24 protein-coding genes, 1 other RNA gene and 1 pseudogene are annotated in these 24,366 nt (G+C 65.5%); 13 read left to right on the top strand and 13 right to left on the bottom strand.

What is annotated here, in order from left to right; all coding sequences use genetic code 11:
- Positions 1–1,134: sensor histidine kinase (locus CKY51_RS02800; protein ID WP_152248849.1), on the bottom strand; the 1,134-nt coding region annotated here is incomplete at its 3' end.
- 190 nt (positions 1,135–1,324) lie between these two features.
- On the opposite strand from CKY51_RS02800, the gene CKY51_RS02795 reads away from it, so the two are divergent.
- Positions 1,325–2,539 carry an FAD-dependent oxidoreductase gene (locus CKY51_RS02795; protein ID WP_022971721.1) on the top strand — a complete coding sequence of 405 codons (1,215 nt, stop codon included), beginning with the start codon at positions 1,325–1,327 and terminating at the stop codon, positions 2,537–2,539.
- Between the two features lie 28 nt (positions 2,540–2,567).
- On the opposite strand, the gene CKY51_RS02790 is transcribed toward CKY51_RS02795, so the two are convergent.
- A complete protein-coding gene (locus CKY51_RS02790) occupies positions 2,568–2,762 on the bottom strand; it encodes a hypothetical protein (protein ID WP_022971720.1) in 195 nt (64 codons plus the stop codon).
- Between the two features lie 298 nt (positions 2,763–3,060).
- Between CKY51_RS02790 and CKY51_RS02785 the strand changes: the two genes are divergently transcribed.
- The 3 genes from CKY51_RS02785 (at position 3,061) to CKY51_RS02775 (ending at position 4,967) form a co-directional block, all read left to right on the top strand.
- Complete coding sequence (locus tag CKY51_RS02785) at positions 3,061–3,567, top strand: YciE/YciF ferroxidase family protein (protein ID WP_022971719.1); 507 nt, start codon at positions 3,061–3,063, stop codon at positions 3,565–3,567.
- Positions 3,568–3,683: 116 nt separating this feature from the next.
- Entirely contained in the window at positions 3,684–4,583 is a 900-nt protein-coding gene (locus tag CKY51_RS02780) for a manganese catalase family protein (protein ID WP_022971718.1), read from the top strand.
- Positions 4,584–4,646: 63 nt separating this feature from the next.
- Entirely contained in the window at positions 4,647–4,967 is a 321-nt protein-coding gene (locus tag CKY51_RS02775; RefSeq protein WP_022971717.1) for a hypothetical protein, read from the top strand.
- A gap of 490 nt (positions 4,968–5,457) precedes the next feature.
- Here CKY51_RS02775 and CKY51_RS02770 read toward each other — a convergent pair whose 3' ends face one another.
- Positions 5,458–6,039, bottom strand: a complete 582-nt coding sequence (locus CKY51_RS02770; RefSeq protein WP_152248848.1) for a hypothetical protein — start codon at positions 6,037–6,039, stop codon at positions 5,458–5,460.
- Between the two features lie 223 nt (positions 6,040–6,262).
- Positions 6,263–9,796: a CheR family methyltransferase gene (locus CKY51_RS02765; protein WP_152248847.1), complete on the bottom strand. Its 3,534-nt coding sequence runs from the start codon at positions 9,794–9,796 to the stop codon at positions 6,263–6,265.
- Positions 9,797–10,005: 209 nt separating this feature from the next.
- Between CKY51_RS02765 and CKY51_RS02760 the strand changes: the two genes are divergently transcribed.
- Positions 10,006–10,389 (top strand): response regulator, encoded by a 384-nt coding sequence (locus tag CKY51_RS02760; protein ID WP_022971712.1) that lies wholly within the window; start codon positions 10,006–10,008, stop codon positions 10,387–10,389.
- A gap of 92 nt (positions 10,390–10,481) precedes the next feature.
- Here the strand turns inward: CKY51_RS02760 and CKY51_RS02755 are convergent, their stop codons facing one another.
- Entirely contained in the window at positions 10,482–10,694 is a 213-nt protein-coding gene (locus tag CKY51_RS02755; protein WP_022971711.1) for a hypothetical protein, read from the bottom strand.
- A complete protein-coding gene (locus CKY51_RS02750) occupies positions 10,691–11,977 on the bottom strand; it encodes a sigma-54-dependent transcriptional regulator (protein WP_022971710.1) in 1,287 nt (428 codons plus the stop codon). The genes CKY51_RS02755 and CKY51_RS02750 overlap by 4 nt, the downstream gene beginning before the upstream one ends.
- A gap of 494 nt (positions 11,978–12,471) precedes the next feature.
- Here CKY51_RS02750 and CKY51_RS02745 point away from each other — a divergent pair, with 494 nt between their 5' ends.
- The 3 genes from CKY51_RS02745 to cydB all read left to right on the top strand — a co-directional run bounded on the left by CKY51_RS02745 (position 12,472) and on the right by cydB (position 15,253).
- A complete protein-coding gene (locus tag CKY51_RS02745) occupies positions 12,472–12,753 on the top strand; it encodes a hypothetical protein (RefSeq protein WP_031339269.1) in 282 nt (93 codons plus the stop codon).
- 80 nt (positions 12,754–12,833) lie between these two features.
- Positions 12,834–14,237 (top strand): cytochrome ubiquinol oxidase subunit I, encoded by a 1,404-nt coding sequence (locus tag CKY51_RS02740; RefSeq protein ID WP_152248846.1) that lies wholly within the window; start codon positions 12,834–12,836, stop codon positions 14,235–14,237.
- Positions 14,234–15,253, top strand: coding sequence for a cytochrome d ubiquinol oxidase subunit II (cydB, locus tag CKY51_RS02735; RefSeq protein ID WP_022971707.1), 1,020 nt, complete (start codon positions 14,234–14,236; stop codon positions 15,251–15,253). Before CKY51_RS02740 ends, cydB begins: the two co-directional genes overlap by 4 nt.
- A 43-nt stretch (positions 15,254–15,296) precedes the next feature.
- On the opposite strand, the gene CKY51_RS02730 is transcribed toward cydB, so the two are convergent.
- The 3 genes from CKY51_RS02730 to CKY51_RS02720 all read right to left on the bottom strand — a co-directional run bounded on the left by CKY51_RS02730 (position 15,297) and on the right by CKY51_RS02720 (position 16,410).
- A complete protein-coding gene (locus CKY51_RS02730; RefSeq protein ID WP_152248851.1) occupies positions 15,297–15,482 on the bottom strand; it encodes a hypothetical protein in 186 nt (61 codons plus the stop codon).
- A 102-nt stretch (positions 15,483–15,584) separates the two neighbouring features.
- Entirely contained in the window at positions 15,585–16,226 is a 642-nt protein-coding gene (locus tag CKY51_RS02725) for a DUF6766 family protein (protein WP_152248845.1), read from the bottom strand.
- Positions 16,227–16,334: 108 nt separating this feature from the next.
- Positions 16,335–16,410: non-coding RNA, sX9 sRNA (locus tag CKY51_RS02720), on the bottom strand.
- Between the two features lie 165 nt (positions 16,411–16,575).
- On the opposite strand from CKY51_RS02720, the gene CKY51_RS02715 reads away from it, so the two are divergent.
- Complete coding sequence (locus tag CKY51_RS02715) at positions 16,576–17,442, top strand: SDR family oxidoreductase (protein ID WP_152248844.1); 867 nt, start codon at positions 16,576–16,578, stop codon at positions 17,440–17,442.
- A 148-nt stretch (positions 17,443–17,590) separates the two neighbouring features.
- On the opposite strand, the gene CKY51_RS02710 is transcribed toward CKY51_RS02715, so the two are convergent.
- A complete protein-coding gene (locus CKY51_RS02710; protein WP_022971702.1) occupies positions 17,591–18,187 on the bottom strand; it encodes a DUF4142 domain-containing protein in 597 nt (198 codons plus the stop codon).
- Between the two features lie 490 nt (positions 18,188–18,677).
- On the bottom strand, positions 18,678–18,854 hold the full coding sequence (locus CKY51_RS22355) for a hypothetical protein (RefSeq protein ID WP_022971701.1): 177 nt from the start codon (positions 18,852–18,854) through the stop codon (positions 18,678–18,680).
- A gap of 242 nt (positions 18,855–19,096) precedes the next feature.
- Here CKY51_RS22355 and CKY51_RS02705 point away from each other — a divergent pair.
- A pseudogene (locus tag CKY51_RS02705) lies at positions 19,097–19,481 on the top strand (YkgJ family cysteine cluster protein).
- An 85-nt stretch (positions 19,482–19,566) separates the two neighbouring features.
- Entirely contained in the window at positions 19,567–19,791 is a 225-nt protein-coding gene (locus CKY51_RS02700; RefSeq protein ID WP_031339258.1) for a hypothetical protein, read from the top strand.
- 97 nt (positions 19,792–19,888) lie between these two features.
- On the opposite strand, the gene CKY51_RS02695 is transcribed toward CKY51_RS02700, so the two are convergent.
- Positions 19,889–20,101 carry a hypothetical protein gene (locus CKY51_RS02695; protein WP_031339257.1) on the bottom strand — a complete coding sequence of 71 codons (213 nt, stop codon included), beginning with the start codon at positions 20,099–20,101 and terminating at the stop codon, positions 19,889–19,891.
- Positions 20,102–20,304: 203 nt separating this feature from the next.
- Between CKY51_RS02695 and CKY51_RS02690 the strand changes: the two genes are divergently transcribed.
- Positions 20,305–21,786 carry a GGDEF domain-containing protein gene (locus CKY51_RS02690; RefSeq protein WP_022971697.1) on the top strand — a complete coding sequence of 494 codons (1,482 nt, stop codon included), beginning with the start codon at positions 20,305–20,307 and terminating at the stop codon, positions 21,784–21,786.
- Positions 21,787–21,841: 55 nt separating this feature from the next.
- Here CKY51_RS02690 and CKY51_RS02685 read toward each other — a convergent pair whose 3' ends face one another.
- Complete coding sequence (locus CKY51_RS02685; RefSeq protein ID WP_031339256.1) at positions 21,842–23,296, bottom strand: alpha-L-fucosidase; 1,455 nt, start codon at positions 23,294–23,296, stop codon at positions 21,842–21,844.
- A 360-nt stretch (positions 23,297–23,656) separates the two neighbouring features.
- Between CKY51_RS02685 and CKY51_RS02680 the strand changes: the two genes are divergently transcribed.
- Positions 23,657–24,358, top strand: coding sequence for a DUF3348 domain-containing protein (locus CKY51_RS02680; RefSeq protein WP_022971695.1), 702 nt, complete (start codon positions 23,657–23,659; stop codon positions 24,356–24,358).
- Positions 24,359–24,366: the final 8 nt, after the last annotated feature.

Below are 24,366 nucleotides of genomic sequence, written 5' to 3'. Positions count from 1 at the left end.
CAGGCGTTCGCGCAGGTTCTTCAGGCCCACGCCGGTGCCCTGGCTGTGAGTGTTGAAGCCCAGACCATCTTCGGCCACGGTCAAGGTGGCGTGGTCGTCCAGCCGGCGCGCCAGGATCCACACCGTGCCGCCACCGGGCTTGGGCTCCAGGCCGTGCTTGATGGCGTTTTCCACCAGCGTCTGCAGCATCATCGACGGCAGCTGCAAGCTGCGCAGCTCATAAGGCACCTCCACCTGCAACGCCAGTCGCGCGCCCATGCGGATCCGCAGGATCTCCAGATAGGCTTGCGTGCGTTCCAGCTCGTCGCCGAGCGTGGAGGTGGCATCGTCGGCGCTCGGCAGCGAGCGTCGCAGGTAGTGGATCAGGTGACCGATCATCGCCTCGGCACGCGGCGGATCGGTCCGCGCGAGCACCTGGGCATTGGCCAGGGTGTTGTACAGAAAGTGCGGCTCGACCTGGGCATGCAGCAGATTCAGCCGCGCCACCGCCAGCTCCTTCTCCATCGCCGATCGCTCGGCAGCGGCCTGCTCGTCGCGGCGTTGTTCGCCGACCCGCCGCACCACCGCGCGATTGATGGCCTCGGCATTCTCGTAGTTGCTGCCTTCGTCGACCGCGAACAGATCCACCCAGGCGCCGGCATCGGGCTCGCACAGCAGGGTGAGGCTGCTGGTGCCCTGCCCGGGGGCGATGGTCACCAACACCAGGTCGTGCTTGATCGCGAAGCGCGCGAACAGATTGCTGCGCGCCGGCGGCCGCCCGTCACCGTCATTGCGGCGCCGCACCTTGGCACGCAGCCACAGGCTGCCCGGCGCGCGCTCGATGTCCTGCACCCGCGGCAAGCCGCGCACGGCCTCCTCCGCCACCACGTAGGCGGCCTGGACATCGAGCGGAATCTCGATCTGGCGGCGCTGACGGCTGGCCAGCGTGGCGTGATCAAGGCGACCGGCAACCAGGCGCACCCGGCGCACGTGGGTGACCGAACTCAGCAGCGCCAGGACCAGCAGCACGGTCATTGCCAGGCCGAACACCGAACCCAGCGAGCCGAACAACTGCGACCACAGGATGCCACCGACGATCAGCGCGGCGGTCCAGGCGAACAGGATGCGCAGGATCAGGAACACGCTGGCGGACACGGCAACACTCGCAGGAAGGGACGGCGCGAGCATAGCCGTCGCCCGCAGCGACGCCAGCCCCAGGCGACGAAAGGCCCTTTTGCAGGCGCCAGTGCCCGGCCAGCGCGCGCCAATCGCGGCGGCATCGGCGGTGTGGAGCGGCGCTGCGCTATGCTCGCGGCCTACCGTGCCCCCTCCTCGGAGCCTCCACATGGACCGTCGTCGCTTCCTTCAGGGCACGGGTGCCGCGATCGCACTGGCATCGGCGGGCGGTTGGAGCGCGCGCGCCGCAACCGGCGCTGGCCTGCGCGCACCGCCGGCAGACCAGGGCCCGCCGCCGTCGACCGCAGCGGATCGCTTTGCAGCGCCGCCGCCGCTGGCACCCATCCGCGCCGAACCGGACCGCATCATCGCGGTGAGCTGCTGCACCCGGCCATTCCGGGCACAAGGCCCGCGCATCGCCAGCGAACGCATCGCGCGCAAGACGGTGGTACACAACTACGGTCACGGCGGCAGCGGTTGGTCGCTGTCCTGGGGCGCCGCCGAGTACGCCTTGCGCCTGGTACGCGCCGCAGATGCAAAGGCGCGGACCCTGGCGGTGGTCGGCTGTGGCGCCATCGGCTTGACCACGGCTCTCGCCGCCCAGCGCGCAGGCCTGCGCGTGTGCATCTACAGCCGCGAACAATTGCCGGATGTGCGCTCGTTCTACGCCACCGGGGTGTGGTCGCCCGACTCGCGCATCTGCAGCAGCGCGTATGCCGATGCGGCCTTCCAACAGCGGTGGGAAGAGATGGCGCGGCTGTCCTTTCGGCGCTACCAGACCTTGCTGGGCCTGCCGGGCGATCCGATCGAGTGGCGCGACGGCTACGTGCTGTCGGACGTGCCGTTCGACCAGCCGATCGGCGCGAGCGAGGCGCACGAGCCCGACTATCCTCCGCTGGAAAGCACGCGATTGCGCGATCTGGGCCCACGCTCGCAGCCGCTTGCGCCCGGTCGCCACCCGTTCCCGGTTCCGTATGTCCGCCGCTACACCCAGCTGACCTTCAACCTCGCCGCGTACGCACGCTTGTTGATGGACGAATACCTTGCGCGCGGCGGCGAACTGCAGACACGGGAATTCAGCGACCCGCGTCAGTTCGCCTCGCTGCGCGAGCCCATCGTGGTCAATGCCACCGGCTATGGCGCGCGCGCCTTGCTGGGCGACGATAGCCTCATCCCGGTTCGCGGCCAGACCGCGCGCCTGATCCCGCAGCCGGAGGTCACTTACGGGCTGGTCTGGCGCGGCCACAATCTCAATGTCGTGCCACGTCGCGACGGCATCCTGGTGCAGTCGCAGCAGCCAGCGGATTTCGGCAACCCGGACAGCACGCCGGACCGCGCCGCCTCCGACGCGGCGGTTCGCGAGCTGGCGCGCCTATTCGGCTGAGCGGCCCGTTCACCGGCGCGGTCCAGACTCATCGTTGCGCAAGCGAGGCCTGCAGCGCCTGCGCCAATGCGGCATCGCCGCTAACCAGTTCCTGCCAGCGCAAGACAATGCCCTTGCGATGCCCTTTCTCGACCAGCTTGAGGGCTTGCGGATCGATCGTCAGCGTATAAAGCGTATCGCCGACCTGCAGTTCCCTGCGCAGCGGCTTGTCCAGTGGCGTCATGGGGCTCTCCGGCGAACGAACGAATGGTGTTGTAGCGCATCTCGCACGCGTCGCGCATCGCCCGTGCGGGCCGGTCGCCTGCAATGACGTTTCAGCATTGCCTCGTCACGTAGCAGCCGTACACGCTCGTGGCTGTTGCACCCCGCGCATGTGCGAAGACACGGCACAGATCGCCATCGCGCCAGGCTCACCGCATCCACCGACCGCGCTAACAGTCACCTGCTTAGCGTAGTCCTCCACGCACAGGCATCGCCTGGCGAAGCGTGACATCTCATCCACTACCTGCGCAGGAGCCACCATGGCGATCAAGACCGTCGAAGATCTTTTCATCCACGAGTTGTCCGATATCTACAGCGCCGAAAAACAACTCACGCGCGCACTGCCGCGTCTGGCACGCGCTGCCAGCGAACCGCAGCTGGCACAGGCGTTCGAAACCCATCTGGAGGAAACCCAGGGCCAGATCGAGCGGATCGACCAAGTGGTCGAACTGCTCGGCATCAAGCTCAAGCGCGTCAAATGCGCAGCGATGGAAGGGCTGGTCGAAGAAAGCCGCGAAGCCATCGATTCGATCGAGGCCGGCCCGGTGCGCGATGCTGCGCTGATCGGCGGCGCGCAGAAGGTGGAGCATTACGAGATCGCCTCGTACGGCACCATTGCCGCCATCGCCAAGCAGCTCGGTTATAGCGACGCGCTCAAGTTGTTGCTGGCTACCCTTGAAGAAGAGAAGGCCACCGACGAAAAGCTCACCCTGCTCGCCGAGCAGGGCGGCAATCAGAAGGCTTCCAAGGCCAGCAAGGCCGCCTGATCCATCGATGCGGCGCCGCGATCGTCGGCGCCGCATCTGCCCGCACGCGGGCCCCTCCGCCAGCCAGCCCCACGCCAGTGCCGCCCAAGGCCGCTGGTGCCAGTCAGGAGCACCCCATGTTCATGCATAACAAGCGTTTGATGTACACCGTTCGCGTGGCCGAGCCGAATCCGGATCTCGCCACCCTGATGCTCGAGCAATTCGGCGGGCCGCAAGGCGAGCTCGCCGCTGCCATGCGCTATTTCACCCAGGCACTGGGCGAAGACGATCCGGGTCGTAAGGATTTGCTGTTCGATATCGCCACCGAAGAAATCAGCCATCTGGAAATCATCGGCTCGATCATCGCCATGCTCAACAAGGGGCCCAAGGCCGTCCTGTCCGAGGGCATGGAAGAGGCGATGGAGATGCGCAACATGACCCAGAACAGCACCAGCCATACCCAGCAGATTCTGTACGGGGGTGGCCCGGCACTGGTCAACTCTTCCGGGGTGCCGTGGACAGCGGCGTACGTGGATTCGATCGGTTGCCCCACCGCCGACATGCGTTCCAATATCGCCGCCGAGGCGCGTGCGAAACTGGTCTACGAGCGCCTGATCAATGTCACCAACGATCCCGGTATCGTCGACGCGCTGCGCTTTCTGATGACGCGCGAAGTAGCGCACCAGAAATCGTTCGAAAAGGCCTTGTATTCGATCGAGCCGAACTTCCCGCCGGGCAAGCTGCCGGGCGACCCACGCTTTACCGACACCTACTACAACATGTCGCAGGGCGAAGGCGACATGATTGGCCCCTGGAATGCCGGCGAATTGTGGGAAACGGTCGCCGACCGCGAACAGCAGGCTGCCGTCGACGGCGGCGATGGTTCGGCGACGGTGGCCTTGAATGCTACCCAGACCAAGGCACTGGACGCGATGTCGGCACGCTTGATGTCGCAACCGGAACTGGATCGCGTCACCGGTGCCGATCTAGGCGCCGGCCCCGGCGCAGGGTCGACGACCGGCGACATCCAGCGCTAAGTCATCGCAATATTCACGGCCCGGCGCTTGCGACCGGGCCGTGTTCTTTTCGCAGGAGTGATGATGAACACCAAAAGCCAGCTTGAAACGCACGACGAGCGTCAATCCGCCTACCGCGGCCCCGGACCCGATGCAGCCGTCGACGGACGTGGGCGCCATGATCCGTCCGTCACCGCAACCGACGATGGCACGCTCCCCAACAGCGAGGCGTCTGCAGGCGGCCACGGGCAGGGCGCCACCCCAGGTCGCGGCGAGCCGGACGGCCGCCCGCAGCGCGATGGCCGTACCCAACCGAACCTGGGCCAGCACGGTAGCTACGGCAAGCAACAGTCCACCACCGACGATCGCCCCGGTGACACTGGCCAGGACGACGCGGGCGCTTGAGCGCGCCCCTGTTCCGGCAACCTTGAACGCGAGCCGCAGGTTCGATGCGGCCCGCGATAGAGCGACCACACGTGTCAGCACACCGGGCGGCCTGCATCGTCTGGCGTGCTGAATCGTCTGGCGTGCTGAATCGGCGATCGGCGGACACTGGCACTGCGCGATAAACGTGTCATTGCCACGCCTTGCGCCAGGCTGAGTGAGCCTAAAAGCCAAAGATAGGCAACCCGAAGCGTCGGCAGTCGACGCAGTGACGACATCGCATAAGCGTTCGCGCGAATACACCGTGCAAGTACGTTGAAGTCAAGTGTGCCCTAGCGCAACGGAGTGCCAACAGCTACGTCGCATCTGCCGGACGGAGATCTGTCGCAGACTCCATTTGCGCGCTGAATTTGCGCCCTGAATCGGCGGTCGGACCTTGCCTTGACCGGGCATCCCGATGCCGCGGCCAAGAGCGTCGACGCCGGTCGTGCGTCCACCCTGCCTGAACGCACTACACCCGACTCGCCATCCCTGCACTGGATGTCCCCGGATCGGTCGCCCATTCCGGACGGATGTTCGCTGCCGTCGTGCTGCGCTCCAATCGCCAGGGCGACAGCCGGCCCATGGCCTCGCGCCCGCTCATCTGCAACCACTGGGCAACGTCGCCGTGAATGCACAGCGGACGATGGCTGGGCATGCCGCCCGAGGACGCCACCAGCAATGAAAAACCCATCTGCAGCCGGCCGCCGATATCCATGACATTGCACAGTCCCGCGACATGCAGTGCGCTGCTATCGGCGCTAAGCCATGTCCCGGCGGTAGACCCATCCACGGAAGCGGCGCAGACGAAGCCGCATAGCGGAATCGCGCAGCGCTGGGTTTCCCAGATCGCCAGATCCACACCCGCCAGCCAACCCGGCTCCTGCATATGCAGCGAACGCTGTTGGCCAGGCGCGCGCCGGCCAAAGGTAGCGCGCTCGTCGCGACTGCCGCCACGGTTGGCGACCAGGATATCGGCATCGGCACCGATACCGACCTCGACCCAGGCATTGCTCGCCAAACGGGTCGACAACTGAAGAATGCGCGTAATCATCTTTTGCTCCACGAACAACTGACGCATCGAGTCACGCAAGTACCGCGCCAACTTTCGGTCCGCACGTTGCAGGCCAATGCAGACGCGTTCGCGACGGGAAGCGCGCGGCGGCGTCAGCCTCACACGCACACGCCGCAAGAGTTGCCGCCCGGTGCAGGATTTTCCATTGCACAGGCCTGTACCCGCATCACGCTGCTGTACCACGTGCGTCAGTGCCCGCGTATCAGCGCGCTGGATGCAGCGGCAACTGGATATCGCACTCCAGCCGGGTGTCGCCCAACGCGTAACGCGTCTGCGCGCCATGGCTGTAGGGCAACGCTTTTTCGATCAGACGACGGCCGAATCCCCCCTCGGCGGCGCGATCGTTGCGCAGGTGCTGGTTGGCGCCCTCTTCGATCCACGACAGCAGCAGGCGCGACCGATCGCCTTCGCCAATCACCTTCCAGCGAATGGCCAACGTGCCGGCATCGGTCGCCAGCGCACCGTACTTCAGCGCGTTGGTCGCCAGTTCGTGCAGGGCCAGCGCCAAGGTCTGCACGGTGGATTTGCGCAGCACGACCTCGGGCCCTTCGACGATGACGCGGCGCTGGTCCGGTTCGGTGCCGAGCGCATCCAGCTCCATGCGCAGCAAGGCGCCGATCGTGGTCGGCGTATTGTCCGACTGCGACAGCAGCCCCTGGACACGCGACAGGGCCGACAGGCGGTCCTCGAACTTGCCAGCAAATTCCTCCATGGTCTGGCAGCTCTGCGCGGTCGAGGCAGCCACCGACTGCACCACGGTGATCAGGTTGCGGGTGCGATGCTGCAGCTCGGTGACCAGCACCCGCTGCTCTTCCTGCAGCCGGCGCAGGTTGTCCGATTCGGTCGACGTCCCCAACCACTCGATCACCTGCCCGCGCTCATCGCGCAACGCCGCGCTACGGGTATGGAACCAGCGGTAGCCATGCTCGGCGGCATTGTAGAGGCGGTGCTCCACGTCCAGCCCCCCCACATGCGCACTCTCGTACCAGGCACGCATGGTCAGTTCGCGATCGTCCGGATGCACCGCCTGCAGCCAGCCCAGGTCCAGGCTCGCATCCTGGTCCTGGCCGGTATACGCCGCCCATTGCGGGCTGGACCAGGTCCAGCGGCCGGCATCGAGCGAGCGCCATACCAATTGTGGAATGCCCTCCATCAGGGTGCGCAGACGCTGCTCGCTGCTGCGTAGCGCGCGTTCTGCGCGCGACAGCGGAGTGACGTCCATGAAGGTGAGCACCGCGCCGCCGATGAAGTTGTCCACCGTGCGATACGGCAGCACGCGCACCATGTAGCGCGCTTGCGTGGCGGGGTTCTCCACTTCACGGTCCAGCGCCGCCAAGGTCCGGATCACCCGGCGCGCATCGTCCTGCAATTCGTCATAGCTCACGAACAGCTTGATATGGCCGATGGGCCGGCCGATATCGCTCTCCACCAGCGGCAGGATGTCGGTGACCGCCGGGGTGAAATTGGTGACCCGCAAGTCGTTGTCCAGGAACACCGTCGCGATCTGCGTGCTTTCCAGCAGGTTCTTCAGGTCGCTATTGGCATGCGCCAGCTCCTGCACCCGGTGGGCCAGTTCGCCGTTGACGGTGGTGACCTCCTCATTGACCGACTGCAGCTCTTCCTTGGAGGTCTCCAGCTCCTCGTTGGCACTCTGCAGCTCTTCGTTGAGGGACTGGTATTCCTCGTTGGACGACTTGAGCTCTTCGTTGGTGCTTTCCAACTCTTCGATCATCGCCTGCAGGCGCTCGCGGGTGATGCGCAACTCGCTTTCCAGCGCCTGCACATGCGCCTCGTCCGACGCTGCCGGGCGAGGCATCGCAAGTTCGATCGCCTCGCGCGCCTCCACCTCCTGGAACAGCACCACGTAGCCACGTGGCACGTCCGAATCGGAGGTGGGCTCGACGAACAGATCCACCGCCCAGCTCGCCAGATCCTCGTGGACCGGAACGCCGCGCACATGCACCGGCGCCTTTTCCGCCTCGGCGCGCGCCAACGCACCGCGCAGCTCCAGCCGCAGGTCGCGGTGCACCAGGTTGAGCAGGTTCAAGCTCGGCGCACCGCCGCCGGGGCGGATAAAGCGCCCGGCCTGCGAGGAGAAGTGCAGCACGTCGAAACGCTCGTCCAGCACGGCGTAGGCGGGAGCATAACGATCGGCGATTCGCTCTCCCGCGCGGACCAGCGCATTGCTCGCCCCCCGCGGCGCCACCACCGCCGGTGCAGGCGCCTTGCCGGCGGGCGCCGCGACAGGCGTGGGAAACGTCGCGTGCAGGCGATTCTCCGCCTCGATCTTCTGGAACACCCGGAAGCTGCGCTCGACCGGCGCGAATAGCTTGGCGTGCCGAGAGACGTTCTCGGCATTGCCCAGGAACAGATAGCCACCAGGCTTGAGCGCGAAATGGAAGATCGGAATCACCCGGTTCTGCAGTTCCGCATCCAGATAGATCAGCAGATTGCGGCACGACACCAGATCCAGCCGCGAGAACGGCGGATCCTTGACGATGCTGTGCTGGGAGAACACGCACATCGCGCGCAGCTCCTTGTTCACCACGTAGGTGTCGCCTTCCTTGACGAACCAGCGCTGCAGGCGCTCGGGCGCGACCTCGCTGACGATGCTGGAGGAATAGCGCCCGACCCGCGCGGTGGCCAGCGCGCGTCCGTCGATATCGCTGGCGAAGATCTGGATCCGCGGTGGCGATTCCAGCGTCGCCGCATGCTCGCGCAGCAGCATTGCCAGCGAGTACGCCTCCTCGCCGGTGGAACAGCCCAGCACCCAGATCCGCAGGTGGTCACCGACGTGCTTTCCCTGGAACAATCGCGGAATCACCTGCTGTTCCAGAAAGGCGAACTCGCGCCGGTCGCGGAAGAATTGGGTCACGCCGATCAACAGATCGTTGAACAACAGCAGCGGCTCTTCGAATCGGGTCCGCAGGACCTCCAGGTACTGCGCCAGGGTATCGACCTGGACGACCTGCATGCGACGCTGCACACGACGCAGGAAAGTCGCGCGCTTGTAGCCATGGAAGTCGTGCCCGGTCGCATTGCGCAGGATGCTGGCGATCTCGCTGAGCTGGTCGCTCTCGCTCCCGTTGCGCACCCCGGTCGGGGCAGCGTGGCCAAAGCCGTGATGGCGCTGCATGTGCGCCGCGATGCGTGCAGCCACGCCCGACAGCGGCAGGATGTCGTCGGAGATCGCGGCGGGATTGCTGGCGTTGCGCAGATCCATACCGTGCAGCGCGGGATCGTCCAGCGCCAAGGCCAAACCACCGCATTCCTTGATCGCGGCCGTGCCCAGGGTGCCATCGCCATCGCAACGGCCGGCGGTCAGGCCGATGACGTTGCCATCCTGATCGTGCGCCATCGACACCAGGAAACTGTCGATCAGGCCGTGCTCGCTTTCGCCGTTCAATGGCCGCAGGCGCAGTCGGTCCTCTTCCAGCGTCACCAGGGTCGCGCTCGGCGGAAGATAGATCCGCCCAGGCTGCAGACGGTCGCCATCCTCCGGCACCAGCAATAGGTCGGCCTGTTGGCCGAGCAGTTCGCGCAGACGCGCCTCGTCCAGCAGCTGGCGATCGCGCAGCAGCAGCATGATCGCCAGATTGGGCGGCCCGCAGATGGCATCGAGCAGCTCGGCCACCCGGCCGGCATCCAGGCCACTGGCGCCGATGGCCAGCACGAACAAAGGGGACTGCGCAGCATGCGTGCGCGTCGTGGTGTCGGTCGGAGTCTGGTCGGTCATGGCGGCGGCTGGTTCGACGGCGCCTGCTTGAACGCCAATCGGAAATGATCGCAAAAGCTGCTGCGCCCGCCAATGCGCTGGCAGACGCAACCGATGGCGTGACTGTGCATGACATCGCAAGCGCTTGCTTGTGCGCGACATTCACCTACAGTGCGCGCAGAGTGTGTTACCCAATCACCTCGCGCACGCGCCGGCGTGTTGGAGTTCCCATGTTCGATCATCCTCTGCTCGGCCGCCGCATTCTCGTGGTCGAGGACGACTATCTGTTGGCCGAGTCGTTGCACGACTTGCTTGCCGAAGCGGGCGCAGCGGTGGTGGGGCCCGCGGGCAATGTGTCCGACGCACTGGATCTCATTGCCGCCACCAAGGGCATCGATGGTGCGCTGCTCGACGTCAACGTGCGCGGACAGGCGGTGTTTCCGGTTGCCGATGCGCTACTCGAGCGCGGCGTGCCGTTCTCGTTCTGTTCCGGCTACGACCGCTACACCTTGCCGGCGCGCTTCGCGCATTTGCCGTACTGCATGAAGCCGTACAACCCGCGCACCATCACCACGCTGCTCAGCGAGCAACCGGAGCTGGCGATCCGCGACTGATCACAGCCACGATCGCCTACGCTGCAAACGCGCCCAGGGGCGCCAACGCATCTTGTGCGCGCGATTGAAGGTGCGTGCCGAGGCGGCGGCGACTATTCGAGTGAAGAAACGTCCTGCTGCAGCGCGCGCTCTTCCTCACCGAGCCGTTCGAGCAACTCGGTGGCCGCCTGGTGTGCATTGCGCAGGGTTTCCATCGGCTTGGACGGTGTTTCGTGGCGCAGCGCGTACAGCGCAAAGCCCATCACATTGAGCCGATTGCGTAACTGGTGCAGCAGCTCGCGCCGCCGTTGCGATGCCTCGCTCACCCCTCGCCGCCTTTCTCGCTCAACCGGTTGTGCAAGGTGCGCACGCTGATCCCCAACTCGCGCGCCGCCGCCTTCTTGTTGTAGCGAGTGCGCGCCAGCGCGGACTCGATCATCGCATCCTCGGCCTGGCGCATGGTCCATCCGGCCGGGATCAGCAAGCCGTCTTCGGCCGCCTGCGGTACCCGTTGTTCGATTTCCGGCGCGGACAGCACGTCGCCATCGCACCGCAGGTATTGGTAGCGAATGAACGAGCGCAGCTCGCGTACGTTGCCCGGCCAGGGATGATGCGCAAGGTAGCGCAGCAACGACTTCGCCGGCGTCTTGCGCTTGCCCGCCTGCGCGTTGAGCTCGTCGATCATCCGCAGCCCCAGCACGCGCGCATCGCCCCGGCGCTCGCGCAGGGGCGGCACCTGGATCGGGAATTCGTTCAGGCGGTAGAACAGGTCCTCGCGCAGCACCGCATGCTCGCGTTGCACATGCTGATGGGTCGCCGCGACCACCCGCGCATCCAATGGGATCTCTTCGCTGCCGCCTACACGCATGAAGCTGCGAGACTCGATCGCTCGCAGCAGGTAGACCTGCAACCGCGGCGGCATCTCGCCGATCTCGTCCAGGAACAGCGTGCCATCGGCGGCTTGCTCCAGAAACCCGGCATGCCGACGATCCGCGCCGGTGAAGCTGCCGCGTTCGTGCCCGAACAACTGGCTGGCCAACAACTCTTCCGGAATCGCGCCGCAGTTGACCGGCACGAAGCGACCGCGCCGTCCGGACACCCGATGGATGGCGCGCGCGACCAGATCCTTGCCGGTCCCGGTTTCGCCGGTGATCAGCACGTTCAAGTCGGTCGGCGCGACCCGCACGATGTCCTTGCGCAGCAAGGTGATGCTGTCGCTATTGCCGATGATGCCCAGGTTGCCCTGCTGGGCGGCGCGCATGCCGCCCAACACGCGCTCCAGCCGCTCGGGCGCGAACGGCTTGGTCAGGAACTCGCTGACCCCGAACTGTTGCGCACGGCCCTTGGTTTCGTAGGCGTAGTCGCCGGACACCACGACGATCTGCGGCGTGTGGTCCGGATCCAGGCGTTCGATCAAGTCGAACCCGCTACCGTCCGGCAAGCCGACATCCACCACCAACAAATCGGGGAAATTGCTGTCCAGCCAACGACTTGCCTCGCCCAGGCTGTGCATGCCCTTGGCACGAAAACCGCTATCGGTGGCCAGCTCCACTACCTGATCGCAGAACTCCACGTCGTCGTCGATGATGGCGCAGGAAAGACGGTCCATGAGCGATTCTGTCCCCTCAATGACTGGTACATGTTCAGTTGAGAATTGTGATGACAGCGCGAAGGCGCGTCATCCCGTCATTGTCCAGCATCCGCAGGCCGGAGCTGCCGCAGCGACGCGCGGCACCGACTTACCTTCCCACGGCGGTCCCTGCGCCCCGCCAGTACCAAGGGGCACGGTCCCGCTCGGTCGCCACCGATGGGAACATCCGAGCGCCAGCGATGCAAGTTCACGAGTTCAAACGAGCACGTGGTCCTGACCATTCCACGAATGGATCAGCTCGCTTGATTGGATGGAGGAGGCAGGATGCCAGCTCGACAAGGATGCAGCCAAAGCCACGGCGACGGAGGACTGAATGCTTCAGCAGAAAACCGGTGGCATAGGCTGATCGATAGGCTATGGGCGTAGTCGTACAGGCAGCGTGTACAAGATGTTCACGCTTGGATGCAGATGCCGTGATCGACACTCACTGCAGCTCCAACACGAGGTTCCTCATGTCCGCACTCTCCCTGCATGCCCCCGTCGATGTCGCGCATGAACTCGCCTATTGGCGTGGCGAGCATCGCCGCGGCGAACTTGGCTATTACCCCTTCGACGATGTTCCAGCAGCCACCATTCGCGCGGTCTGTGCCGCCTACAACGCGCATCCGCAGTTGAGCGAGCGCGAAGCAGTGGGAGCGGTACGCGCCGCACTGAATCTGCCGCCCGGGTCGATCAATGCCGTTCTGGCCGAATGGCTGGCGCCGCGCTGCCTGCGGCGGCTGCGCGCCGACTGAGGACGGACACCTCCCAAGGACACACCGGCTTAGCACCAGCGGGCGCCTAATGGATGCCGGCGCCCGTCCGGGAGACTGTCGTGGAAGCGTTGCTGCTGTCCCGCATCCAGTTCGCCTTCGTCATTGCGTTTCATGTGCTGTTCCCTGCCTTCACCATCGGCCTGGCCAGTCTTCTGGGGTTTTTGGAGTGGCGTTGGCTGCGCAGCCATGATCCCCTGTGGAAGCGTCTGTACTTCTTCTGGCTACGCATCTTCGCCGTCTCGTTCGGCATGGGCGTGGTCAGCGGAATCGTGATGGCGTTCCAGTTCGGCGCGAACTGGCCGGAGTTGAGCCGCATTGCCGGCGGCGTGATCGGCCCCCTGCTGAGCTATGAGGTGCTGACTGCCTTCTTCCTGGAAGCCAGCTTTCTCGGCGTGATGCTGTTTGGCTGGGGCCGGGTCTCCGAACGCCTGCACTTCTTCGCCACCTGCATGGTGGCGCTGGGCACGCTGGTGTCGACGTTCTGGATCCTTTCCTCCAATAGCTGGCTGCACACCCCGCGTGGCTACACGATGGTCGATGGGGTGGTGCATCCAGTGAACTGGCTGCAGATCATCTTCAATCCGTCCTTTCCCTATCGCCTGACCCACATGGCGCTGGGCTCGTTCATCACCACCTGCTTCGTGGTGGGCGGGGTCGGCGCTTACTACCTGCGTAAGGGCCTGCATGTGGATGCGGCAGCACGCATGCTGCGGCTGGCCGTGGCGTTCGCCGCCATCGTGCTGCCGATCCAGATCTTCGTCGGCGACCAGCATGGACTCAATACCCTGCAGCACCAGCCGATGAAGGTCGCCGCGATGGAGGCCCATTGGCATAACGAAGGCGCTGGCAAGGGCGTGCCGCTGGTGGTCTTCGCTCTGCCCGATGCCGCTGCCGAGCGCAACGATTACCAACTCGCCATTCCGCGGCTGGGCAGCCTGATCCTGACCCATTCCCGCAACGGTGAGATCCCACCACTGACCTCGGTCGCGCCCGACCAGCGGCCGCCGGTGGCGCCGGTGTTCTTCGCCTTCCGCATCATGGTCGGGCTCGGGGTGGCGATGCTGCTGTTGGCCTGGATCTCCGCGCTGGCCTGGTGGCGCGGGCGACTGCACACCCCCAGCCTGGTGCTAGCCTGGAACCTGATGTTGCCGGCCGGCTTCATCGCGCTGGTCGCTGGCTGGTTCGTCACCGAGATCGGCCGCCAACCCTATGTGGTGTACGGCTTACTGCGAACGGCCGATGCGGTCGGCCAGCAATCGGCGACCATGGTGGCGGTGTCGCTGGCCGTTTACGTGATCGGCTACGCGTTCGTCTTCGGCTGGGGCATCTGGTATCTGGCGAAGCTGGTGCGCCGCGGGCCGCAGCCCAGTCGCGATGGACCGGACGTCGGCCATGGCGAGCACACTCCGGCACGGCCATTGTCGGCGGCCGATGCCGCCCTGGATGAGGAGAGCGCGCGATGAACGTCGAGCAATGGCTGCCGGTTGTCTGGTTCGCGGTGATCGGCTTTGGCGTGCTGATGTACGTGGTGTTGGACGGCTTCGTGCTCGGCCTGGGCATGCTGGCGCCGTTCGCACGCGACGAGCAGGAAGTGGACCTGATGATGAATACCGCCGCGCCGATCTGGGACGGCAACGAAACCTGGCTGGTCCTGGGTGGCGCCGGCCTGTTCGCCGCCTTTCCCACCGCCTATGCGGTCATCCTGTCGGGTCTGTATTTGCCGGTGCTACTGATGGTGATGGCGTTGGTGTTCCGTGGCGTGGCTTTCGAATTCCGCTTCAAGGCGCAGCGATCGCGGCGATTGTGGACGCTGGCCTTCATCGGCGGTTCGATCCTGACCGCGTTTGCGCAAGGCATCATCCTCGGCGCATTGGTGGAAGGCATGCCCGTGCAGGACGCTCGCTACATCGGCGGCGTATTCGGCTGGTTCAGCCCTTTCACCATCCTCACGGGCGCAGCCCTCGTGTTCGGTTACGCCCTGCTCGGCAGCACCTGGCTGATCCTCAAGACCGATGGCCGCACGCACGACCTGGCCCGGCAATTGACGCGCCCGTTGGTGGGCGTGGTGGTGACCTTCCTGGTCCTGGTCAGCGCCTGGCTGCCCTTTCTCAGTTCACATGTGATGGCGCGTTGGTTCGCCCACGGCAATTTCTGGTGGCTGTCGCCGATTCCGGCGATCACTGCACTCGTTGCGCTGTCGCTATGGCGCAGCAGCGCGGCTTCGCGCCACGACGCCGCGCCCTTCCTGCTGACCTTGGCAATCTTCGTGTTGGGCTTTATCGGCCTGGTGCTGGGCATGTGGCCTTATCTGGTGCCGCCGACCTATACCATCTGGTCGGCGGCCGCGCCGCCCTCCTCGCAGATCTTTCCGCTGGTGGGGCTGGTCGTGCTATTGCCGCTGGTGCTGGGTTACACCGCCTGGTCGTACCGGGTATTCCGCGGCAAGATCGCTGCCGATGTTGGCTATCATCACCACTAACTGCAGCATCGTGCCATCGTGCGCGCCGGCGTGCTGCTGCACATCAGCGCCGCTCCGAGCCGTCTGGACGCTCGTAGTCGTGCTCGGGATCGGCCTTGTTGACGTCGCGATCCTCGTCGGGCATGTCGTGCTCCTTCCACTTCACGTCCTCGTTGCGGTACTCCTGCGGCGTAAACGGCTTGGCCTGATCGTCCTTGGGTCCCCACGGCTTCTTGGGTTCGGTCCCCATCTCGGTTTCCTTGTCGGTGTGTACGCTCACGCTAGACAGCGGGCCATTGCAGAGCGGTGAACATCAGCACGATGCCGCGTGAAACCGTCACCACCGCGCAGTTCACGCTCCGGTCTGGCGATGAGGTGCCTGCACTGGCTTGGACTGTGGCGAATCCTTCTGCCGCAACCAGATGGTCAGGACAACCAAGGCGAAGACTGCCAGAAACTCGCTCTGCCAGTTTTGCATGGACTCGTACCAGAACGCTGCGTCGGTGAAGTGCTCCAGTACGCTCACAGGCGGCCGGCCCCTGCTGGCACGCTCGGCCAGCTCCAATCGCCAGCTACCGAGCAGATGTAGCACGAAGCTGATGGCGAACAATCCGCCAAATGCCAGCGCCAACGAGCGCTCGTAGAGCCGCAGCCAGAGACCGCCAGCCCTGACTGGCCAGGGCGTGGGACCGGGCTGGGGAGGCAGGGTTTCTTCGCAGGGATCGAGCGGTCGCGACTCGGCCGAGCCTACCTGCCGCAACTTCACACCCAACACCACGTACATGCCCATCTGCAGAAATTCGCTCTCCCAGTTTTCAAACAAGGCCGAGATGAAGTGGCCGCTGCGCAGGTATTGGGCGAGCGCCAGCACTGGCTGCCCTTGCTCGGCCAAGTCGGCGTTATAGGCATGCAGCCCAGCATAGATTTGGCCGGCGATGAAGGTCAGGGTCAGGCCAAGCAGGCACAACGACAAGCCATTGCGACGAAAGAACATAAGCGGTCTCCATGCAATCGCCGCAGTATCGAAGCCGTTTAGGAAAATTCGCATGAACACCGCCAGACACAGCACGCACGCATGCCAGTGTCGTGAGCGCTTTAGAGCGGCTAACAAAACGTAGCGAGCAGCCGTCAGGTGGGCGCGGACGGCGCGCAGGAACCGCAGTGTACGAGTGGTACATGAGGATTCCGAGCACCGGCCGCGCCCGCCTGGCGGCTGCGCAGTCGTTTTGTTAGCTGCTCTTAGTACAACGCCGGCCAGTACACACATGCCAACGACACGCCCTACGCCTGCGCTTTACGTCGCCGCACCGACACTGCTGTTCGACCCGATCAGGAGAACATGCATGCCCGTGCCCAGCTACCCGCGTCCGCCCTTCAAGCCACAGCAGCAAGGGTTCCCCGGCAAGACAGACGCCATGGATCCGCGTCCGGACCATGGCGAAGAAAGCTATGTCGGCCATGGCCAGCTCAAGGGCAAACGTGCGCTGATCACCGGCGGCGACAGCGGCATCGGCGCGGCGGTGGCAATTGCCTACGCGCGCGAAGGTGCCGATGTGGCGATCGCCTTCCTGCCCGACGAACAAGAGGATGCTGCCAAGATTGGCGCCTTGATCGACAAGGCCGGCGTACGCTCGTTGCTGGTCGCTTGCGACATCAGCGATCCCAACCAGGCCGCAGCGCTGATCGACAAGGTCAACAGCGCGTTCGGCGGGCTGGATATCCTGGTCAACAATGCCGCCTATCAAGCGTATTACGAGAATTTCGAGGACATCACCCTCGACGAGTGGCGCAAGACCTTCGACACCAATGTGCATGCAGCCTTCAACCTGGTGCAGCTGTCGGTGCCGTTGATGGCCGGCGGCGGAGCGATCATCAACACCGCATCGGTGCAGTCGAAGAAGCCGACGCCGAACATCTTGCCGTATGCCGCCAGCAAGGGCGCGCTGGCTAATTTGACCATCGGTCTGGCCGGCGTGCTTGCCGAGAAACACATTCGTGTCAACGCGGTGCTGCCTGGACCGATCTGGACGCCGTTCATTCCTGCGGGCATGGATGAAGAGTCGGTGGAAAGCTTCGGTGCACAAACGCCGATGGGGCGTCCCGGGCAACCGGTGGAGCTGGCCTCGGCCTATGTCATGTTGGCAGCGGATACCGCCAGTTATACCTCCGGCACCCTGCTGACCATTTCCGGCGGCGCGGTCACGTTGTAAAGCGACCGCCAGCGTCGGCTGAAGCCCGTGCCGCTGTTAGCGCGACACGGGCTTTCTCGTTACGTCTATGCAGTGCCGACCGTGATGGCAGAAGGCGTCGATTGCTCAGGCACACGATTCATCCAACCAATGACGTTTCACAACGCCTTCAGTGCGACTTGTGCGGCACTGCCGTGAGCTTGCGCGCATGTTCCAGGTGCTCGGCAATGAGCTTGCGCAGCCGCTTCACTTCTTTACCGAGATCGCCAGTCAGCGTCTCTACCGGAAGTTGAGTATCCAGCAACTCCAGCGCATGTTCGTGGCTATCGACGCTCAGCTGCAGGTACTCGGTTTCGAATTCCTGCCCATGCAGTGCTTCCAGCCGCACGCGCGCACGCTCGGCGCCGGCGAGCGCGGCCTGTGCCAACGTCCCGCTGCGATCCGGGGCGAAACGGCTCAGATCGGTCAACGCTGCGCTATGGGCCTGGTCCATCTTGCGCGCGAAGTTCAACACCTCGCCGACCACGCCCTTCATCACCGCGAGCTGCGCGAGCGTACGCTCTTGCTCATTGAACACCGCCAACGCGCCCAGGGCCTGCTGGCGCTCGCGGCTGTCGCTTTGCAGCGTGCCGCGCAGTGGATCGCCATGCGGTGGCGTGCTGCCGAGGCCGGCAGCCGATGTCTCCAGCGCTTGCCGACGCTGCCAGGCTTTATAGGCAATGACGCTGACCGCGCCTGCGGTCACGAGCTTGAGAAGATGTCCCATGAGAACCTCCATACGATGGGTTGGTTGAAATATCGTCCGCCGCTGCAGCGGTACTGCAGCGTGGCTCGCATGCGCCGACGGCGGTGTCGGCGCAATGCGGCGGCGGGCCATCAGCGTGGCGTCGATGCAGTTAGTCAGGTGTGACCTTGAGATCAATGCGATGTCGCAGGGATTCGCGCTACCCCGATCTGTTTCAACATCATGCGGCCTTGGAAGCGCCTGCACTGACTGATCCCGCACAGCGTTATGCGTCCCAGCAATAGCGCAGCTAAAGGCATTGCAACTGCCAGCCACGGCAATCAATGACGCTGCATGCAGCAACATCGGTTACCGGGAAGGCCGCGCCTGCGCATATGCGATGTGGAAGTGACGCTTCCACGTCGACCGCACGCCCATGAACGCTGACAACGGCGCTTCGAACGTGGCGGAACCGCCCGTTGCGATCGCGTTGCCCGTCCATGACACACGGTGCGATCGACGCAGCGCCCGACTAATCGGGCGCTTTGGCCGGCACGAACGGCGACACCGGATCGCTGGCCGGGAAGGTTTCCTCTACTGCCTCATCCTGCCGCGCATCCTGCTTGTCCTGCTCGGACGCCGGATCGTGCTCGGGAGTTTGGGGGCTGCGCGTCGCGCCGGCAATCGGCGACGTGGTGGTGATGTCCATGATGCGTCTCCTGCGGTTGTCACGGTGGGAGCTGCCGCCGCAAAGCCTCGGCGACAGCTGTAACGCTAGGACGTGGATTGCTTGGCAAGGGTGAAAGCGGTCTTGGCAACGCGTGCACACCGCGCCGCCGATGGCCCGCCAGCTGAATGCACACGGCGCCAGCAGGCGTGGACGGGCAGCCGCCGACGGCTTGTCGCGCGTGGAGGCTGCGGCATCCACGGCAGGCGTTCACCTCTGAGGCAATGGAAGGTGTATGGTGAAACTGCGTCCCGGTGCCGGGGTCGCCTCCTTCTCTTCCTGGCGGTTTTCATCAAAACTCTCTGCGAACGCTGCGACGCCGTCTGCTGCCGGCTCACTGTGCTGGTCGATGCCGACGATCGGATTCCCGCCCACCTGACCACCACCACGCCGCAAGGGCTGCAGGTGATGGCGCGCGACGAGGAAGGCTGGTGCGTGGCGATCGATGCCGCACGCATGTGCTGCTCCATCTACGCCACGCGGCCGGCAATCTGCCGCCGCTTCGTGATGTCCGGTCCGTATTGCCGCGATGTGCGCGCGAACTACCAGACCCAGCGCGAGCGGGGCATCCCGCTGACGCTCGAGGTCTGGTCGGCGCACGCCGACTGAGCGCGCCCGCTCAAGTGCACCACCCGCATGCGGCGACGTCGGCCTGGTGCCAGCATCCCGCTCCGCCTTTCCAAGAGGATCGGCCATGCACGCACCCCGCCGTCACTCCATGCTCGTCAGCAACCAGATCGCCAAGCCACGCCTGTCCGAGCAACGCCTGGCAGCTGACGTCGCAGCGTTTCGCAAGGCCGGTGGCGAAATCGAGCGACTGGGCCATACCCCCTTGCGGCATAAGCAGCGCGGCCCGAGCGCGGGCGACGCCCAAGCCACTGTGGCCACGGCCAACACGCCGCGCGACACCCCCGACTGAACAGGGCGCGGGATCACGCCGCCTACTGCAGCGCCGCTGACACCTTCCGCAGCAAGCAGACGCGACCGCTGACGGCCCCCTTCGGCGCCGTGCGTCGCTACAGCAGTTGCGCGCGTGCCACCGCGCCCAGACGTTGCGCCAGTGCCGCCATTTCGTTGGCCAGGCTCACGACATCGCCCCCGGCCTGCGCGGCGCGCGCCAAGATCCGCTGGTAGGCGTCCCAGAAGTCCGGCCCATTGCCGTAGAGCGCGTGGAAACTCCGTAGCTCGGTCGCCATCCATTCGGAGACTTGCATCGCTGGGGGGGCCATTGCACGGTCTCATCGCCTCGTCGCATCGAGCCTATACCCTACGGCTGACAGATTTGCGTCCAGCCCACGACAGTGGCAGCCTGCGCCCCGGCGCGGGCCGGTGGGCCGGTCCGTGCAACCATCGGCCATGGACGCCCAGGCGCGCCCATGCGCCGCCAGCCGATTATGCTGGCGCAGACGGCCACGACAGGAGTGCGGCATCGATGATCCAGCGCCATAGCCGGCGGCAGCTCGCCCAGCGGCTTGCGCTATTGGTCTTCCTGTTGACGTCATGCGCCTTCCTGATCGTGTCCGAATACTGGTCGATCCAGCGCGAGCGCCAGGCCACCCTCGCGACCGCGCAGGCGCATGCGCTGAATCTGGCCAACTCGCTGGCCCAGCACACCAGCGATACCTTCGCGATCGCCGAAGCGGTGCTGTCGGGCCTGGTCGATCGCATCGAGAGCCAGACGCCGCAAGCCGCTGCCGGACCGGCGATGCATGCCTTCCTGGTCCGTGAGGCGCGGCGATCCGATCGCATCCATGGCTTCTTCATCTACGCCGCCGACGGGCACTGGGTCAATTCGTCGCTGGACAGTAGCACCCGCCTGCACAACAACGGCGACCGGCCTTACTTCATCTACCACCGGAGTCATCCCGACCGTCGGGTGCATGTCGGCAAGCCGGTACAAAGCCGCTCGGACGGCAGTTGGGTCATCACGTTGAGCCGTCGGCTCGACACCCGTAACGGGCGCTTTGCCGGCGTGGTGGTGGCGACCCTGCGCTTGCGTTATTTCGCGCGCTACTACAGCACCTTCGACGTCGGCCGCAATGGCACCATCGGCATGGCCGATGACGACGGCACCGTGATCGTACGCTGGCCAGACCGACCGGAGCTGGTCGACGCGTCGATCGCGGGCTCAGCGTTGTACGCGGCCATGCGCCAGCAAGGCGATGGCAGCACCCGTTACGTATCGCCCATCGATCATGTCGAGCGCATCGCCAGCTTCGCCCGCGCCCGTCCCTATCCGCTGACCACACTGGCGGGGATTTCCATCGCCGACGCGCTGGCGCCCTGGCGCACCTCGGTGCGGCACCGCATCGTCATTGCCACGCTGGGCGTGGTCCTGCTGCTGGGCGTGGGCCTGTGGCTGGATCTGCAATTGCGACGCATGCATCGCCAGGAATCCCAGCTCAGCTCGCAGGCGCGCGTGGACGCGCTGACCGGCATCGCCAACCGCCGCACCTTCGACCATCACCTGACGCGTGCGCTGGAACAGACGCAGCGCGCGCGGGCGCCGATCTCGCTGTTGATGATCGATGTGGATCACTTCAAACGCTACAACGACCACTATGGCCACGTCGGTGGCGACGCCTGTCTGCGTCTGGTGGCCGGTGCCATCGCCCAGCAGGGCCGCCGCGTGGACGCAATCGCGGCCCGCTATGGCGGCGAGGAGTTCGCGCTGATCCTGCCCTTTACCGATGCGGACGAGGCATGGCAGGTGGCCGAACAGGTCCGCGCCGCCATCCACGCCCTCGGCCTGCCGCATGCGGCCAGTCCGAACAGTGCCCAGGTCACCGTCAGCATCGGCATGGCGACGTTCCTGCCGGATGCGCCGCTGCGACTGCATGATGCCTTGGTGCATGACGCCGATGCGGCGCTGTATCGCGCCAAGCTGGCCGGGCGCGACACCATTTCCTGCTGAGCCGGGCGACGCAACGACGACACGTGGACAGTACCGGATCCTAGCCGCAAGTCGCTCAGGCGCGCGGCTCGTCGTAGAGCCCCAGCTCGGCGATGCCGGGTTGGCGGCCGCTGACCCGCAATCGCACCCGCGTCGTCGACACGCGCGCGATCGCCTGCAGCGTCGCGGCGGCCGATGGCGTCGTGCCGGACAGGATTGCACTCCACTGGCCATCGCGCTGCACCTCGAGCGCATACGCCGCAATGCGGCTGTCGCTGCCGTAATCATCGACGCCCCACGGCTCGATGATCACCACGGTGTTGAACGCTACCGGGCGTGCGAAGCGCAATTCGATCCACGCCTCGGTGGCGCCGTCGTCGGCAAGCCAATAGGTCGTGAAGTCCTCGTCGAAGGCCAGGTCTGGCCCCGCCGCCTGGTCGCTGCTGCTTGCCCATGCCGGTTGCCCGGCAGCGAGATTGGGCGTGGTGAGGGTGATGCTGGTGGCGATGCGCGGCGCCGGACCGGGATTGCTCCACAACGCACCGATCTCCGCCAGACGCTTGACGGCGTTGTCGTCGAAGCGACCATCGCGATTCGGCGCCACATTGAGGATGAGGTTGCAGTGGTTGGCGTTGAATGGCAGCAGCCAATCGTCGACGATGGTGCGCGCCGACACCAACTCGGCGCCGGGGTAGGAGGTCTTCCAGAACCAATCGCGTTGCAGCGTGGTGCCCGATTGCGACGGCACCGGATTGTGCGGCGGAATGATCTGCCCGGCATGTTGCTCATATTGCTTGATGTCGGTGTAGTACAGCGCGGCGGCGGGATAGCGGCCGGCATTATGGTCGGTCAGCAGGCAATCCGGTTGCAGCGACTTGACCGACGCGTAGATCTCCCGATAGGGCAGTTGCTCGTAGGAGATGCGCGACCAGGCAGCGTTCCAGCCGTCGAGCACCAACGCGGTGATCGGGCCGTAGTTGCTCAGCAGCTCGCGGAGTTGCGCCTTGATCAGCGCGATCTTCGCCGCAGTGACGGTTCGCGCGCGGATATCCTGGCGCAGGTCGAGGATGGAGAAATACAGGCAGACCTTCAGGCCGGCGGCGCGAAACGCATCCACATAGCGGCGCACCACATCGTGCGGATACGCCGATTGCAGCACATTGGCGCTAGCGGTCCTGGTCGGCCACAGGCAAAAGCCGTCGTGATGCTTGGTGGTCAGACAGGCGTAGCCCATCTTCGCCGACACCGCCGCCTGCGCCCATTGCGCGGTATCCAGCTGCATCGGCGCGAAGCGCTTAGGCGACAGCGTGGGATCGCCCCATTCGCGTTCTTCGAAGGTGGCCATGTTCAAATGAATGAACATGCCGAAGCGCAGATCGAGAAACGCCTGCTGCAGATCGCGCAAGCGCGCTGGATCCACCACGCTGCCGGTGGCCGTCCTCACCGACTGCGCGGGCGCCAGCGCCGGCCGCCCCAAGCCAAGCGCGGTACCGGCGACGGCCAGCGTCTTGGCGAAGCCTCTTCGGTTCACGTGCGTGTCCTCGCGCCCTGGTCGGCGGACCTTCACTGATGGGCTCGCTCGCTGTCAATGAAGGTTACAGCCGTATCGGACCGACGATGACCACCGCCAACGCCACGCGCCGATCAAGGCGGCGATCGGGGTCCCCTCTGCTCCGCACCGCCACGCGAGCGATCCGCGAGCCACGCCGGGCCGGGCCGGCGGTCGCATCGGAGGGCGTGCTTCACCCTGCATCGCCAGTTGCGCCCCGTGCAGCAGTCTTCAGCTACCTGACCCTGGCCGCAGCACCAGACGCGCGTGGATGAACGGCATCCGGGCGGGCCGCGAACCCTGCGCGCAGGCGTGTAAAATGCGCGGTCTTTGACCGGAACAATGGCGAAAGCTGCTCCACGGGCGCCCCTGCCGGGCCCGGCGTTCATTCGCCTGCTGGCGCGCCTCACCGATGCCTCCATCGCGCCCTCGCCGCTGGCGCTGGCCGACCGGCTGGCCGACTGGATCGATTGGACACGCGCGGTGGCGGTCTCCAAGGCGCTGGATGGCCGGCTGCCGGCGATCGACCCGGCCACCGACGTCGACACCAGCGAGGCACCGGATTGGGAACGCAGTCGCGCTGGCCTGGCCAGCACCTGCGTGGGCGAGCTGGAGGCGATCGTCGGGCGCGCGCGCGCGCAGGCAGCCGCGGCGGCCGATGACGATACCGCCACCGGCACGCCGGACTACGCGCCGTTCCGCCAGCACTATCTGGCGATGCAGCGGGCCATGCGCACCGCCACCGGCGACCTGCGCGGGCGCCTGCGCGATCTGCTGGCAGCCCGCCCGGATGCGATGGCGCGGCTGGCCGAAGTGGATGCCGTCATGGAAGCCACCTTGAGCCCGCGCGAACAAAGCCTGCTGAATCACGTCCCCAACCTACTCGGCCTGCATTTCGAGCGCCTCGCCAGCGAGGCCGCACGCGCCAGCTCCGATGCCTGGCTGGAGCTGTTCCGCAAGGACCTGCAAAGCGTGCTGCTGGCCGAGCTGGACATCCGCTTTCACCCCATCCAAGCGCTGTCCGCAGCGCTTCGCACCCGCTGACTGGGAAA

This window comes from Xanthomonas maliensis (assembly GCF_009192945.1).
Classification (GTDB): domain Bacteria; phylum Pseudomonadota; class Gammaproteobacteria; order Xanthomonadales; family Xanthomonadaceae; genus Xanthomonas; species Xanthomonas maliensis.
The sequence above is the reverse complement of the archived record's forward strand: the minus strand, read 5'-3'. Positions and strand labels throughout refer to the sequence as shown.

Coding starts and splice junctions, on each gene's coding strand:
- CKY51_RS02795 (WP_022971721.1), top strand. CDS start 1,325: ATGGACCGTCGTCGCTTCCTTCAGGGCACGGGTGCCGCGATCGCACTG.
- CKY51_RS02790 (WP_022971720.1), bottom strand. CDS start 2,762: ATGACGCCACTGGACAAGCCGCTGCGCAGGGAACTGCAGGTCGGCGAT.
- CKY51_RS02785 (WP_022971719.1), top strand. CDS start 3,061: ATGGCGATCAAGACCGTCGAAGATCTTTTCATCCACGAGTTGTCCGAT.
- CKY51_RS02780 (WP_022971718.1), top strand. CDS start 3,684: ATGTTCATGCATAACAAGCGTTTGATGTACACCGTTCGCGTGGCCGAG.
- CKY51_RS02775 (WP_022971717.1), top strand. CDS start 4,647: ATGAACACCAAAAGCCAGCTTGAAACGCACGACGAGCGTCAATCCGCC.
- CKY51_RS02770 (WP_152248848.1), bottom strand. CDS start 6,039: ATGATTACGCGCATTCTTCAGTTGTCGACCCGTTTGGCGAGCAATGCC.
- CKY51_RS02765 (WP_152248847.1), bottom strand. CDS start 9,796: ATGACCGACCAGACTCCGACCGACACCACGACGCGCACGCATGCTGCG.
- CKY51_RS02760 (WP_022971712.1), top strand. CDS start 10,006: ATGTTCGATCATCCTCTGCTCGGCCGCCGCATTCTCGTGGTCGAGGAC.
- CKY51_RS02750 (WP_022971710.1), bottom strand. CDS start 11,977: ATGGACCGTCTTTCCTGCGCCATCATCGACGACGACGTGGAGTTCTGC.
- CKY51_RS02745 (WP_031339269.1), top strand. CDS start 12,472: ATGTCCGCACTCTCCCTGCATGCCCCCGTCGATGTCGCGCATGAACTC.
- cydB (WP_022971707.1), top strand. CDS start 14,234: ATGAACGTCGAGCAATGGCTGCCGGTTGTCTGGTTCGCGGTGATCGGC.
- CKY51_RS02730 (WP_152248851.1), bottom strand. CDS start 15,482: ATGGGGACCGAACCCAAGAAGCCGTGGGGACCCAAGGACGATCAGGCC.
- CKY51_RS02725 (WP_152248845.1), bottom strand. CDS start 16,226: ATGTTCTTTCGTCGCAATGGCTTGTCGTTGTGCCTGCTTGGCCTGACC.
- CKY51_RS02715 (WP_152248844.1), top strand. CDS start 16,576: ATGCCCGTGCCCAGCTACCCGCGTCCGCCCTTCAAGCCACAGCAGCAA.
- CKY51_RS02710 (WP_022971702.1), bottom strand. CDS start 18,187: ATGGGACATCTTCTCAAGCTCGTGACCGCAGGCGCGGTCAGCGTCATT.
- CKY51_RS22355 (WP_022971701.1), bottom strand. CDS start 18,854: ATGGACATCACCACCACGTCGCCGATTGCCGGCGCGACGCGCAGCCCC.
- CKY51_RS02700 (WP_031339258.1), top strand. CDS start 19,567: ATGCACGCACCCCGCCGTCACTCCATGCTCGTCAGCAACCAGATCGCC.
- CKY51_RS02695 (WP_031339257.1), bottom strand. CDS start 20,101: ATGGCCCCCCCAGCGATGCAAGTCTCCGAATGGATGGCGACCGAGCTA.
- CKY51_RS02690 (WP_022971697.1), top strand. CDS start 20,305: ATGATCCAGCGCCATAGCCGGCGGCAGCTCGCCCAGCGGCTTGCGCTA.
- CKY51_RS02680 (WP_022971695.1), top strand. CDS start 23,657: ATGGCGAAAGCTGCTCCACGGGCGCCCCTGCCGGGCCCGGCGTTCATT.